The 12984-nt window shown below is 70.2% G+C and carries 12 protein-coding genes; 7 read left to right on the top strand and 5 right to left on the bottom strand.

The genetic code is table 11. The features are described 5' to 3' along the window. The 3 genes from ETD85_RS16300 to pdhA form a co-directional block, all read right to left on the bottom strand. On the bottom strand, positions 1 to 572 hold a 572-nt coding region (locus ETD85_RS16300; RefSeq protein ID WP_338087145.1), incomplete at its 3' end, for a biotin/lipoyl-containing protein. An 11-nt stretch (positions 573 to 583) separates the two neighbouring features. Next, positions 584 to 1564, bottom strand: a complete 981-nt coding sequence (locus ETD85_RS16295) for an alpha-ketoacid dehydrogenase subunit beta (protein ID WP_138690546.1) — start codon at positions 1562 to 1564, stop codon at positions 584 to 586. Further along, the gene (gene pdhA, locus ETD85_RS16290) at positions 1561 to 2652 is read right to left on the bottom strand and encodes a pyruvate dehydrogenase (acetyl-transferring) E1 component subunit alpha (RefSeq protein WP_138690545.1); all 1092 of its coding nucleotides are present in this window, start codon (positions 2650 to 2652) and stop codon (positions 1561 to 1563) included. The genes ETD85_RS16295 and pdhA overlap by 4 nt, the downstream gene beginning before the upstream one ends. A gap of 228 nt (positions 2653 to 2880) precedes the next feature. Between pdhA and purS the strand changes: the two genes are divergently transcribed. The 4 genes from purS to purL all read left to right on the top strand — a co-directional run bounded on the left by purS (position 2881) and on the right by purL (position 6830). Further along, on the top strand, positions 2881 to 3126 hold the full coding sequence (gene purS / locus ETD85_RS16285; protein WP_138690544.1) for a phosphoribosylformylglycinamidine synthase subunit PurS: 246 nt from the start codon (positions 2881 to 2883) through the stop codon (positions 3124 to 3126). A gap of 221 nt (positions 3127 to 3347) precedes the next feature. Then, complete coding sequence (locus tag ETD85_RS16280) at positions 3348 to 3734, top strand: ATP-binding protein (RefSeq protein WP_138690554.1); 387 nt, start codon at positions 3348 to 3350, stop codon at positions 3732 to 3734. A 139-nt stretch (positions 3735 to 3873) separates the two neighbouring features. After that, positions 3874 to 4554 carry a phosphoribosylformylglycinamidine synthase subunit PurQ gene (gene purQ / locus ETD85_RS16275; RefSeq protein WP_138690543.1) on the top strand — a complete coding sequence of 227 codons (681 nt, stop codon included), beginning with the start codon at positions 3874 to 3876 and terminating at the stop codon, positions 4552 to 4554. Further along, the gene (gene purL, locus ETD85_RS16270; protein ID WP_138690542.1) at positions 4551 to 6830 is read left to right on the top strand and encodes a phosphoribosylformylglycinamidine synthase subunit PurL; all 2280 of its coding nucleotides are present in this window, start codon (positions 4551 to 4553) and stop codon (positions 6828 to 6830) included. The genes purQ and purL overlap by 4 nt, the downstream gene beginning before the upstream one ends. Before the next feature lie 49 nt (positions 6831 to 6879). Here purL and ETD85_RS16265 read toward each other — a convergent pair whose 3' ends face one another. Then, the gene (locus ETD85_RS16265; RefSeq protein ID WP_138690541.1) at positions 6880 to 7818 is read right to left on the bottom strand and encodes a collagen-like domain-containing protein; all 939 of its coding nucleotides are present in this window, start codon (positions 7816 to 7818) and stop codon (positions 6880 to 6882) included. Positions 7819 to 8014: 196 nt separating this feature from the next. Between ETD85_RS16265 and ETD85_RS16260 the strand changes: the two genes are divergently transcribed. The 3 genes from ETD85_RS16260 to ETD85_RS16250 are packed head-to-tail and all read left to right on the top strand — an operon-like array spanning position 8015 to position 12226. Continuing rightward, positions 8015 to 10042 carry an adenylate/guanylate cyclase domain-containing protein gene (locus ETD85_RS16260; RefSeq protein WP_206058343.1) on the top strand — a complete coding sequence of 676 codons (2028 nt, stop codon included), beginning with the start codon at positions 8015 to 8017 and terminating at the stop codon, positions 10040 to 10042. Positions 10043 to 10075: 33 nt separating this feature from the next. Next, on the top strand, positions 10076 to 10738 hold the full coding sequence (locus ETD85_RS16255; RefSeq protein WP_138690540.1) for a Crp/Fnr family transcriptional regulator: 663 nt from the start codon (positions 10076 to 10078) through the stop codon (positions 10736 to 10738). 45 nt (positions 10739 to 10783) lie between these two features. Beyond that, positions 10784 to 12226 (top strand): MFS transporter, encoded by a 1443-nt coding sequence (locus ETD85_RS16250; RefSeq protein WP_138690539.1) that lies wholly within the window; start codon positions 10784 to 10786, stop codon positions 12224 to 12226. Positions 12227 to 12233: 7 nt separating this feature from the next. Here the strand turns inward: ETD85_RS16250 and ETD85_RS16245 are convergent, their stop codons facing one another. Then, entirely contained in the window at positions 12234 to 12983 is a 750-nt protein-coding gene (locus ETD85_RS16245) for a methylenetetrahydrofolate reductase (protein WP_138690538.1), read from the bottom strand. Position 12984 lies beyond the last annotated feature (1 nt).

Raw genomic sequence — 12984 nt, 5'->3', positions numbered from 1 at the left:
GGGCGGCGGGCGGGCTCGGTGGCCGGTGGGCCGTCCACCTCCACGCGGGAGGGGTTGGCCACCGGGTTGGCCGGGATGCCGGGGGCGGACTGCTTGCGGGCGCGGCGCTTGGTCGCGCCCGTCTTGACGCCGTAGCCGACCAGGACCGCCTGGCGCTCCTCCTTGGGCGCCGGGCTGCCGTGCGCGCCGGGCTCGACCGCGCCTTCGGCCGGCGGCCTCGGCACCATGTCGTCCGCCAGCGCCTCGATGTCGGCCGCGGGCTGAGCGGCAGGTGCGGGCTGAGCGGCGGGCGCGGGCTGAGCGGCGGGTGCGGCGGACCCGGCCGGGCCGGGCTCCGTGGTCTCCACGGCGATGATCGGGCTGCCCACGTCCACCGTCTGGCCCTCGTCGGCCATCAGGCCGGCCACCACCCCGTCCCACGGGATCGGCAGCTCCACGATGGACTTGGCCGTCTCGATCTCCACCACGATCTGGTTGACCTTGACGTCGTCGCCGGCCTTGACGTGCCAGCGGACGATCTCCGCCTCGGTCAGGCCCTCGCCGACGTCCGGGAGTTTGAACTCGCGTCGCATGAATCCCCCTCTCAGTAGCCGAAGGCCCGGTCGACGGCGTCGAGCACTCTGTCCAGGTCGGGCAGGTAGTGCTCCTCCAGCTTCGACGGGGGGTAGGGGGTGGAGAATCCGCCGACCCGCAGCACGGGCGACTCCAGGTGGTAGAAGCACCGCTCGGTGATCCTGGCCGCGAGCTCCGCGCCGAACCCGCTGTTGACGGGGGCCTCGTGCACGACCACGACCCGGCCCGTCCTGCGTACGGAGTCCATGACCGCCGGCTCGTCGAGCGGGTTGAGCGAACGCAGGTCGATGACCTCCAGCGAGCGCCCGTCGTCCTCGGCGGCCGTGGCGGCCTCCAGGCACGTCTTGACCATGGGGCCGTAGGCCAGCAGGGTCAGGTCGGAGCCCGGGCGGACGACCTTGGCCGCGTGCAGCGGCGTCCACCAGTCCGTGGTGGAGGTGTCGATGTCGGCCTTCTCCCAGTAGCGGCGCTTGGGCTCGAAGAAGATCACCGGGTCGTCGCTCCGGATGGCCTGCTGGATCATGGTGTAGGCGTCGGCCGGGTTGGAGCAGGCGACGACGCGCAGCCCCGCCGTGTGGGTGAAGTAGGCCTCGGGCGACTCGCTGTGGTGCTCGACCGCGCCGATGCCGCCGCCGCACGGGATGCGTACGACGACCGGGAGCTTGATCGCGCCGAGCGAGCGCATCGGCATCTTGGCGAGCTGGGTGATGATCTGGTCGGCGGCCGGGAAGACGAACCCGTCGAACTGGATCTCGCACACCGGCCGGTAACCGCGCAGCGCCAGCCCGATCGCGGTGCCGACGATGCCCGACTCGGCCAGCGGCGTGTCGATGACGCGGTCCTCGCCGAAGTCCTTCTGCAGGCCGTCGGTGACGCGGAAGACGCCGCCCAGCTTGCCGACGTCCTCGCCCATGATGAGGACCTTGGGGTCGTCCTCCATGGCCTTGCGCATGCCCTGGTTGAGCGCCTTGGACAGGCTCAGAATCGTCACTTTTCGAACCCCTCCAAATAGGCCGCGAACTGGGCCCGCTCCTGGTCGATCAGGGCGTGGGGCTCGCTGTAGACGTGGTCGAAGATGTCGAGCGGCTCGGGGTCGGGCATGGCCAGGCAGCGCCTGCGCAGGTCGGCGCCGAGCTGGGCGGCCTCGGCGTCCACGGAGTCGAAGAACGCCTGGTCGGCCAGCTCGTTCCGGAACAGGTATGCCTTCACCCGCTCGATCGGGTCCTTGAGCTTCCACGCCTCCAGCTCGCTGGCCACGCGGTAGCGCGTCGGGTCGTCGGTGGTGGTGTGGGCGCCCATCCGGTAGGTGAACGCCTCGATGAGCGTCGGCCCCTGGCCGGTGCGCGCGGCCTCCAGCGCCTTCTTCGTCACCGCCAGGCAGGCGAACACGTCGTTGCCGTCCACCCTGATGCCCGGGAAGCCGAAACCCGACGCGCGGCGGTAAAGGGGGATGCGGGTCTGCTTCTCCAGTGGCTCGGAGATGGCCCACTGGTTGTTCTGGCAGAAGAACACGATCGGCGCGTTGAACACGCTGGCCCAGATGAACGACTCGTTCACGTCGCCCTGCGAGGTGGCGCCGTCGCCGAAGTAGACGATGGTGGCCGCGCTGGCGTCGTCGCGCTGGATGCCCATCGCGTAGCCCACCGCGTGGAGCGTCTGGCTGCCGATCACGATCGTGTAGAGGTGGAAATTGTGCTCCTGAGGGTCCCACCCGCCGTGGTTGACGCCTCTGAACAGGCCGAGCAGCTTCACCGGGTCCACGTCACGGCACCACGCCACGCCGTGCTCGCGGTAGGTGGGGAAGGCCATGTCCGAGTCGGTCAGCGCGCGGCCCGAGCCGATCTGCGCGGCCTCCTGGCCGAGCAGCGAGGCCCAGATGCCCAGCTCGCCCTGGCGCTGCAGCGCCACGGCCTCCAGGTCGATGCGCCGGACGAGCACCAGGTCGCGATAGAGCGACCGGATCTCCTCCGGGGTCAGGTCGATGTCGTAGTCGGGGTGCTCGACCCGCTCTCCCTCGGGGGTGAGCAACTGAACGAGCTCCGGGGGTGCGTCTGCACCACGAGAGGCGTCGACTGTCACGTGCCACTCCTGTGCGATCGGGGCCGGCGTGTCGATGGGGTTGCCACTCTGGCCGGCCTTGGGTGCGACAAACCATGTGATGGTGGTTCGTACGCATTTGAGGCCATGGTGGCAGACGTCACAGCCCTCCGCGCAAGCCCCATGCCCTCCCCGTTCCCGTTGTGTCGGCAGCCACACACGCCGGTAGGCTGTCCTTCCCAATCACCCACCGCTCCCAGGAGGAATGCAGTGGCGCGCGTCATCGTAGACGTCATGCTGAAGCCCGAGATCCTCGACCCCCAGGGTCAGGCGATAGCCAGGGCGCTGCCCAGGCTCGGTTTCTCCGGCGTCTCGGCCGTACGGCAGGGCAAGCGTTTCGAGGTCGAGCTCGATGGACCGGCCGACGAAGCGGCGCTGGAAGAGGTACGCAAGATGGCCGAGACGCTGCTGGCCAACACGGTGATCGAGAACTACAGCGTCCGGGTTGAGGGGTAGAAGGCACATTTGCTCCCCCGATTTACCCCTGACCGGTTAAAGCGGGGTTCCGACGTGCCACAATGCCACGGGCTTGCCAACACTAAATAACAACAACGTGATTTTGCGGTTAGCCCCGATTTCACAGGGAAACCTACTCCAGGTGACATTCCGGAGCCCGGAGGAGTCCGGTGGATATTGAGTTCTCGTTGGCGCTGCCTCGGGATGCGATCGGCATACCGATGGTCAGGCGGGTGCTAGGCGACGCCATGCGTTCGCTCAACGTGAGCGAGGCGTGCATCGCCGACATGCTGCTCGCTGTCTCCGAGGCGTGCTCCAACGCGGTGCGTCACGGCGGACCCGCCAACCGCTACGAAGTGATGGCGGCGATCGGCTACGGCCACTGCGACGTACGCGTCGCCGACAACGGCGACGGCCCGCCGACGATGCCACCCTGCTTTCCTCCGCCCGACACCGAGAACGGCCGCGGCCTGCTGATCATGCGTTCCGTGGTCGACGAGATCTCCTTCGGCATCACGCCCGGCCGCGGCACCACGGTCCACCTGCGCAAGCTGCTCGCCTGGGACGACGAGGCCGAGGCCCGTCCCCGCCAGCTCGCCACCGTCTGACCTGGGCTTACGGCTCACACGCGAGCCGATGCGGAACATGTGGCCGCACCCGATAACCTGAAGTGACCGCCGCAGACCGCCGTCCGCCCCGAAGAGACGGTGGCGCGTGCGCGCGCATTCTCCGGAGGGGACGACTGTCATGAGCGCTGCCCGTGTGGGCGTAGTCACGTTTCCAGGAACTCTCGACGACCAGGACGCCGCCAGAGCCGTGGGCCTCGTGGGCGCACAGGCGGTTCCGCTGTGGCACGCCGACCACGACCTGAAGGGGGTCGACGCCGTGTTCCTGCCCGGCGGCTTCTCCTACGGCGACTACCTGCGCTGCGGTGCCATCTCGCGGTTCGCGCCGCTGATGGAGGAGCTCATCCCGGCCGCCAGGGCGGGGCTGCCCGTGCTCGGCACGTGCAACGGCTTCCAGATCCTGTGCGAGGCGCACCTGCTGCCGGGCGCGCTGACCCGCAACGGCTCGCTCCACTACGTCTGCCGCGATCAGCGGGTCCGGATCGAGCAGACGGACACCGCCTGGACCGGCTCCTTCACGGCCGGCCAGGAGATCGTGCTGCCCATCAAGCACGGTGAGGGACGCTACGTCGCCGCCGAGGACACCCTGGCCGCCCTTGAGGCCAACGGCCAGGTGGTCGTGCGCTACCTCGGCAACCCCAACGGCTCGCTCAACGACATCGCGGGCATCCGCAACGAGGCGGGCAACGTGGTCGGTCTCATGCCGCACCCCGAGCACGCGGTCGAGGAGCTGGTCGGCGCGCCGAGCACCGACGGCCTCGGCTTCTTCACCTCCGTTCTCAAGAAGCTGGTGAACGCATGACCGACAGTGTGAAGCGGGCGGCCGAGACTCCCGAGGAGCCGATGCCCTTCGCCGAGCTGGGGATGAAGCAGGACGAGTACGACCGGGTCAAGGAGATCCTCGGCCGCCGTCCCACCGGCTCCGAGCTGGCCATCTACAGCGTCATGTGGTCGGAGCACTGCTCGTACAAGTCGTCCAAGGTGCATCTCAAACAGTTCGCCACCAAGGCTCCCAAGTCGGAGGCGCTGCTGGTGGGCATGGGCGAGAACGCCGGCGTGGTGGACATCGGCGACGGCTGGGCGGCCACGTTCAAGATCGAGTCGCACAACCACCCGTCCTACGTCGAGCCGCACCAGGGCGCCGCCACCGGCGTCGGCGGGATCGTCCGCGACATCATGTCGATGGGCGCGCGCCCGATCGCGGTCATGGACGCGCTGCGCTTCGGCGGCGCCGACGCCGTCGACACCCGCAGGGTGCTGCCCGGCGTGGTCGAGGGCATCAGCCACTACGGAAACTGCCTGGGCCTGCCGAACATCGGCGGCGAGGTCGTCTTCGACCCCTGCTACATCGGCAACCCTCTGGTCAACGCCCTGTGCGTCGGCCTGCTGCGCAAGGACCAGATCAAGCTGGCCACCGCGCCCGGCCCCGGCAACAAGGTCGTGCTGTTCGGCGCGTCCACCGGGCCCGACGGCATCGGCGGCGCGTCGGTGCTGGCCAGCGCCACGTTCGAGGACGAGTCGCAGGCCAAGCGGCCCGCCGTGCAGGTGGGCGACCCGTTCATGGAGAAGCTGCTCATCGAGTGCTGCCTGGAGCTGTACGCGGCCGACGTGGTCGTCGGCATCCAGGACCTCGGCGCGGCCGGCGTCTCGTGCGCCACGACCGAGCTGGCCGCCAAGGGCACCGGCGGCATGAGCGTCGACCTCAACCTGGTCCCGCTCCGCGACCCCTCGCTCAGGCCCGAGGAGATCCTCATGAGCGAGTCGCAGGAGCGGATGATGGCCGTCGTCCGCCCCGACGACATCGCCGCCTTCATGGCGATCTGCGAGAAGTGGGACGTGCCCGCCACGGTCATCGGCGAGGTCACCGACACCGGCCGCCTGGTCATGACCTGGGACGGCCAGGTCATCGTGGACATCCCGCCGGGCACCGCCGCCGACGACGGGCCCGTCTACGAGCGTCCCTTCCACGAGCCCTCGGGGCAGGCCGCGCTCAACGCCGACACCCCCGACCGGCTCGAACGCCCCACGGACCTGCGCGAGACCCTGCTCAAGCTGCTCGGCTCGCCCAACCTGGCCTCCAAGGAGTGGGTGACCTCCCAGTACGACCGTTACGTGCGCTCCAACACCGTGCTGGCCCAGCCGGCCGACGCGGGCATGCTGCGCATCTCCGAGGTCATGCCGGCCAGTGCCGAAGCGGGCGCTGACGGCGCGAACGCCGAGCCGACGACCCGGGGCATCGCGCTGGCCACCGACGGCAACGGCCGCTACGCCAAGCTCGACCCGTACGCGGGGGCGCAGCTCGCGCTGGCCGAGGCGTACCGGAACGTGGCCGTGACCGGCGCCGAACCGCTGGCCGTGACCAACTGCCTCAACTTCGGCTCGCCCGAGGACCCCGAGGTCATGTGGCAGTTCGCCGAGGCCGTGCGCGGCCTGGCCGACGCCTGCAAGACGCTGGGCGTGCCGGTGACCGGCGGCAACGTCTCCTTCTACAACCAGACCGGATCGACGGCCATCCACCCCACGCCGGTCATAGGCGTGCTCGGCGTCATCGAGGACGTGGCCAAGCGGGTGCCGACCGGGTTCGTGGCGGAGGGGCTGCGGGTCGTGCTGCTCGGCGACACGCGCGAGGAGTTCGGCGGCTCTGAGTGGGCGCACGTCGCGCACCGCCACCTGGGCGGGCTGCCGCCGCAGGCGGACCTGGAGGCGGAGCGGGCGCTGGCCACCGTGCTGGTGGAGGCGGCGCGCCGGGGGCTGCTCGAAGGCTCCCACGACCTGTCGGACGGCGGGCTGGCCGTCGCGCTGGCCGAGTCCTGCCTGGCGCGGGGCGTCGGGGCGTCGGTGGCGCTCAGCGGTGAGCCGTTCACGGACCTGTTCGCCGAGTCGGCCTCGCGGGCGCTGGTCGCCGTCCGGCCGGAGGCTTACGAGGAGTTCGCCTCGCTGTGCGGGCGGCACGAGGTGCCGTGCTACGGGCTCGGGGTGACGGGCGGCGCCTCGCTCGTGGTCGAGGACGTGTTCGAGGTCTCCGTGGAGGAGCTGCGGGAAACGCACTCGGCTGCGCTTCCCGCCCTGTTCGGCTGAGGTTCCCTGGTCAGGGCCGGTACGGATGCCCGTGCCGGCCCTTTCCTCGTCAGGCCTTCTTCATGCAGACCACGTAGACGGTGCCACTGACGCTCGCGTGGTTGCCGCTGGTGGTGGTCGTGGTCTTCGACTCCTCGGTCTTCGACGTGTCGGTGGAGGAGTAGGTGTTGTAGCCGTTGTCGTCCTTGGCCACGGAGACGGTCCAGCCGTTTCCGTCAGGAGCGCTGCCCATGACGACGGCGTTCTTGAGCGTGCCGAAGGAGAAGCCGCCGCCGGTCACCATGCCGCCCTGGCCGCAGGAGACCGACTTCGAGCCGGTCGAGCTGATGGACTCCTGCCTGGTGTAGGTCGTGTACGTCGCGCCCGTGCCGTCCTTGCCGTCCTTGCCGTCCTTGCCGTCCTCGCCCTTGGGGCCCTGCGGACCCGTCACGCCCTGCTTGCCCTGCGGGCCGGCGGGACCGGTGTCGCCCTTGGGGCCGGGCAGGCCCGGCTTGCCGTCCTGACCGGGCCGGCCGGGGCGGCCGTCCTCGCCGTCCTTGCCGGGCAGGCCGTTCTTGCCGTCCTGGCCGGGCTTGCCCGGGAGGCCGTCCTTGCCGTCCTGGCCGGGCTTGCCCGGGAGGCCGTCCTTGCCGTCCTGACCGGGCTTACCGGGCAGGCCGTCCTTGCCCTGCGGGCCGGTGGCGCCCGTGTCGCCCTTCGGACCCTGCGGGCCCGGCTTGCCCTGCGGGCCCTGCGCGCCCTGCTGGCCGGTCTGCACGGTCGTGGTGGACGTGCCACCGCCGCCGATCAGGATGCGCTCCTCCGTCTTCCTGCACTTCGTCGCCGGGTTGACGATGCGGGCGTACCGCGTCTTCTTGTGGACGCAGGCGTGCACCTCCGCGGCGGCCGACGAGGCAGTGGCGACGCCGCCGACGGTGAGAAGCGAGGCGGCCAGCGCTCCGACAGCCGCGAGAGTGAGCGTGCGCCCGGCGCGAACCTTGATAGCCACGGTTTTCCTTCCAACGAACGAGTGATGCTCATGTTGTGCATGAGATTCACGTTTCAAACGTTCCAAGGGATGACAGAAACTACATAACGTATCGATCACAAAACGGAGGGTTACTGACCAGATTGACCGATTGTCGGCGACTTAGGTGAGTAAAACGACGCATTGGCGACAGCGATCTCCCGGGGATAATCGGTCTGTGCCAACCCAGGGTTCCGCTCCCTCCTACCTCCCTCCGGCCACGCAACCCGTCCGAGGGGTGGTCTGGGGCATCCACCTGGCCCTGCCGCTGCTCGGCCTGTGGGTGCTGCTCGCCGAGCCGAAATTCAACGTCGAGTGGCATGACAACCCGAGCCACGCGGTTCTGATCATCACGGTCGCCGCCGTCAACGTGGCGCTCAGCGTGCTGATCAGCGACGCCTCACGGCGGCGCCAGGACGCGCGGCTGTTCCTGGTCTCCATGGTCTTCCTGAGCAGCGCCGGCTTCTTCTTCCTGCACGGGCTGGCCACGCCGCAGGTCATCCTGCCGCTCGGCTCCCTGGGCTTCGACCTGGGCCAGCAGGTGGGGCTCTCGATCGCGGCCGCCTTCGCGTTCGCCTCCGCGCTGCCGCTGGGCGAGCGGGCGGCGAAGTCCGTGCTGGGCTCGCAGCACTTCGTCCGCGGCGCGCTGTTCGGCTTCATGATCCTGTGGGGGTTCGTCTCGCTGATCCCCGGGCTGACGCCACTCAGCGAGCCGCCCCTGGTCACCCCGGTCAACTGGCTGGCATGGGCCTCCGTCCCCGGCGTCCTGCTGTACGGCGCGGCCAGCGTGATGATGTTCCTGCTGCACCGCAAGCGGCCGTCGGCCATGCTGATCAGCCTGATCACGGCCTACGCGCTGCTGGCCGAGGCCATGATCGCGGGGATGTCGCAGCACAACTGGCACCTGTCATGGTGGGAATGGCACCTGCTGCTCACCCTGGCCTTCGTGTTCGTGGCCTACAGCGCCTACCTGCAGTTCAGGCGGGAGGGGTCGAGCGCGGGCCTGTTCGACTCGGTGACACTGGCGGCCACCGTGGCCAGGATCCAGCGGGACTACGACCAGGCGCTGGAGGAGATGGTCGAGCACGTTAGGCGCGGCGAGCCGCTGGCCGCGACCCGGCTGTCGGGCAAGTTCCGGCTCAACGAGGGCCAGGCGGCGGTGCTCGACCGGGCGGGCGAGGCGCTGGCCAACGAACGGGAGCTGTCCGAGCGTCTCGGCGCCCTGGTGGCGGTGAGCGCGCAGACCAGGATCGGCCTGCCCGAGAACGAGCTGCTGGCCACCTCGCTGGAGCGGGTCCGGCAGGCGTACGGCGACGTCAAGATCGGCCTGGTCGCCGACGGCCGGACGGAGATCGGCTCCCGCGAGTACGAGTTCCCCGACGGCAACCCGGTCCGGCGCGACCACCTGCTCGCCTTCCCCCTGACCGTCAAGGGCCGGCTCGCGGGCGTCCTGGAAGTGCCCGTCGGCCGGACGAACCAGGACGAGGCCCTCGCCGCCACGCTGGCCGGCCAGCTGTCCATCTCGCTGGAGAACGCCCGCCTCTACCAGGAGCTGCACACCCTGTTCCACCAGTACATGTCGCCCGACGTGGCGCACGCCCTGCTCGCCGACCCGGGGCAGGCGGCGCTCGGCGGCGAGCTCAGGGAGCTGACCGCGCTCTTCGCCGACCTCAAGGGCTTCACGACGTTCTCGGAGCGGGTCACGCCCGGCGAGATCGTCGAGATGCTCAACCGCTATCACACGGCCGCCGTTCCCTGCATCCTGAACAACGGCGGCACGATCGTGCAGTTCGTCGGCGACGCGCTGCTGGCGCTGTTCAACGCGCCCGCCGCGCAGGCCGGGCACGCCAAGGCCGCCTGCCGGGCCGCGCTCGACATGCAGCGGGCCGCCTCCGAGGTGGCCGAGGAGATGGCCTGGAAGCGGGTGGACGACGTCGAGTGGCCGACGTTCAGAGTGGGCGTCAACACGGGTCCCGCCCTGGTCGGCAACATCGGCAGCCCCGAGTTGCGCGGCTTCAACGCGATGGGCGACTGCGTGAACGTGGCCGCGCGGCTCCAGGGCGTCGCCGAGCCGGGCACGGTGGTGATCGGCGAGACGACGCTCAAGCAGCTGGGGCAGGGCGTGACGGTGAATCCTCTGGGCCGGTTGAGCCTCAAGGGCAAGGAAGAGCTCGTGGCGGCCTATGTTCTGACCGAAATGCCATAGATGACGGATGCCCGTACCGACATAATCGGGCGCATGGATCCAGACCCAGGTGAGTTCCTGTCCATGCTCACCGAAGAGGACGCCGCGGCGCTGCGCGCGGCCGGGCGGCCGCGGCGCTGGGATCGCGGCACGACCGTAATAAGCGAGGGCGACACGTCCGACTGGGTGCTCGTGCTGATGGAGGGCCGGGTCAAGGTCTCCTCGCACACGAGCGGCGGCACCGAGGTGGTGCTGGCCGTCCGCGGCCCCGGCGGGCTGCTCGGCGAGCTGTCGGCCATCGACGGGTCCCCGCGCTCGGCCACCGTGACCGCCCTGGAGCCGATCTCGGGCATCGTGGTGCGGGACTTCCCCACGTTCCTGGAGAATCACGGGCGCATCGCCGTGCTGCTCATGCAGCTCGTCAGCCTGCGGCTGCGCGACTCCGACCGCAAGCGGATCGAGTACGGCGCGTTCGACACCACGGGCAGGGTGGCGACCCGGCTGCTGGAGCTGGCCGAACGGTACGGCGAGAAGACCAACAGCGGCGTACGCGTCGCGCTGCCCCTGTCGCAGGACGAGCTGGCGGGATGGACGGGGGCCTCCCGCGAGGCCGTCAGCAAGGCGTTGCGCACGCTGCGCGACCGCGGCCTCATCGAGACCGGCAGGCGCCGCGTGGTGATCCATGACATCGAGGGGTTACGCAAGAGAGCCAGGTGACCCCTGGGACAAAACGGACGTACGTCGTACGTCATAGTGGGAGGCATGGTCGCGGTCACCTCCCCTGACGACAGCCGCCTGCGCTACGCCTGGCAGGTGTGCGCGGTCACCAGCCTCGGTCTCGTCCTCATCGGCATCGCGGGCAGCACGCTCAACGTCGCGCTGCCCACGGTCGTGCGCCACTTCCACGCCGGCGCGCTGGAGTCGGGCTGGATCCTGCTGTCGTTCCTGCTGGTCAACACCGCGAGCCTGGTGTTCTTCGGCCGGATGGCCGACCTGCTGGGCCGGCGGGAAGTGTATCTGACGGGGTTCGCCCTGTTCACGGCGGCCTCGCTGCTGGCCGGGCTGTCGCCGGACGTGTGGTTCCTGATCGCGATGCGCGTGATGCAGGCGATCGGCGCGGCGATGATCCTGGCGAACGGCACGGTGATCATCACGGACGCGTTCCCGCCCGAGCGGCTCAGCCAGGGCATGGGCGTCTACATCGGCACCCTGTCGGTGGCGCAGCTGGCCGGGCCGACGCTGGGCGGCCTGATCGCGGAGACCGCCGGCTGGCAGTGGATCTTCTGGGTGAACGTGCCCGCCGGCCTGCTCGCGCTCGGCGTGGGCGCGGCGATCTTACGCAAGATGCCCAGGCGGCCGAAGGAGCCGGTGGACGCGCTGGGCAACGTGCTGGTGTTCGCGGCGCTGTCGGCGGCGCTCCTGGCGCTGTCGGAGGCGGGCTCCGGCGGGCTGTCGAGCCCGGTCGTGCTCACGGGGACGGCCGTCTTCGTGGTGCTGCTGCCGCTGATCGTGCTGGCCGAGCGGCGATCCGCCAATCCGGTCCTGGACCTGCGGCTGTTCGGGGGGCGGCTGCTGGCGTACGCGAACGCGGCCTCCTTCTGCAACGCGCTGGCGCGCTCGGCGCTGATCCTGGTGGTGGCGCTCTACTTCCAGGCCGCCCGGGGGGTGGACGCGTTCGAGGCGGGGCTGAGCGTGCTGCCGGTGCCCGTCGGGATCGGGCTGGCCTCGCCGATCACGGGGCTGCTGGGGCGCAGGGTGTCGCCGTACGCGCTGTCGATCGGGGGCGCGGCGATGAGCGCGGCGGGGCTCGGGACGCTGATGCTGACGGCCGATCCCGCGACGCCGTACTGGGTGATCGGGATCGGCCTGTTCGTGGCGGGCTGCGGCAGCGGCACGTTCCTGACGGGCAACACCACGCAGGTCATGCGGGCGCTGCCGGCCGGGAGCCTGGGGGTGGTCAACGGCTTCCGCGTCATGATCATGAACGTCGGCATCGTGATCAGCGTCGGCCTGTCGCTCAGCGTCCTGACCAGCTCGGTCGGGCCTCAGCTGCGGGCCCAGGTGTACGCGGGCACGCTGTCCACGCTGTCGCCGGTGGCGGTGGGGCAGCTGATGGCCGGGTTCGAGCGGGCGTACGCGGTGCTCTTCGCGGTCGCCCTGACCGGCGCCCTCCTGGCCGCGCTCGCCCGCCCACGACCTCGGTGACGGGGTCTCATCCGAGCGCGGCGGCCAGCCTGGACTCCACGTCGCGGTAGCGGGAGACCGGGACCAGGTGGACGCCGGCGAAGGCGCCCGAGTCCCGCAGGGCGAGCACCTGCTCGCAGGCCGCCTCGACGCCCGCCATGCGGTCCGTGGCGACCCGGTCGATCAGGTCCTCCGGCAGGTCGATGTCCGGGATCGAGGCCGCCAGGGTGCGCGCGTGACGCTCGCTGGCCAGCACCATGACGCCCGCGTAGACGGGCAGGTCCACCGGGTGGGACTCGCGCCAGCGGAGCTGGGCCTCCACCGAGAAGCTGACCTGGGCGAACAGGAAGTCGGCGGTACGCTTCCAGGCCGGCAGCGCGCGCAGGCCGGCGGCGGCGCCGAGGCGGAGGTCCGGCGAGAACGCCCTGGCCTCCTCGATCATCGAGCGGACGGTGAGCTCGCTCGTCCTGCTGCCGACCGTGGGCTTGTCGCCGTAGACGAACAGGAACTGGTCCACCCCATACGCGGCGGCCGTCAGCAGGTCGCGGCGGAAGCCGAGCAGGTTGCGGTCGCGGGAGTTGAGGCAGGCGATGCCGCGCCCGCCCATGGCCTCGACCTCGTGCGCCACGGCCACGCTCGACACCGTCGCGCGGCCGATGTGGTTGTCGGGGATGAGGAACGAGTGGGCGATCTTGCTCATGGTGCCGATCTGGTGCCTGACGTGCTTCAGATCGGGCTTGGTCGGAGGTTCGATCTCGCAGATCAGCTCGAAAGGCATG

It is taken from the genome of Nonomuraea zeae, from assembly GCF_005889725.1.
GTDB classification, from domain to species: domain Bacteria; phylum Actinomycetota; class Actinomycetes; order Streptosporangiales; family Streptosporangiaceae; genus Nonomuraea; species Nonomuraea zeae.
Note: the sequence above shows the minus strand (reverse complement) of the source record. Positions and strands in the feature narration are given on the sequence as shown.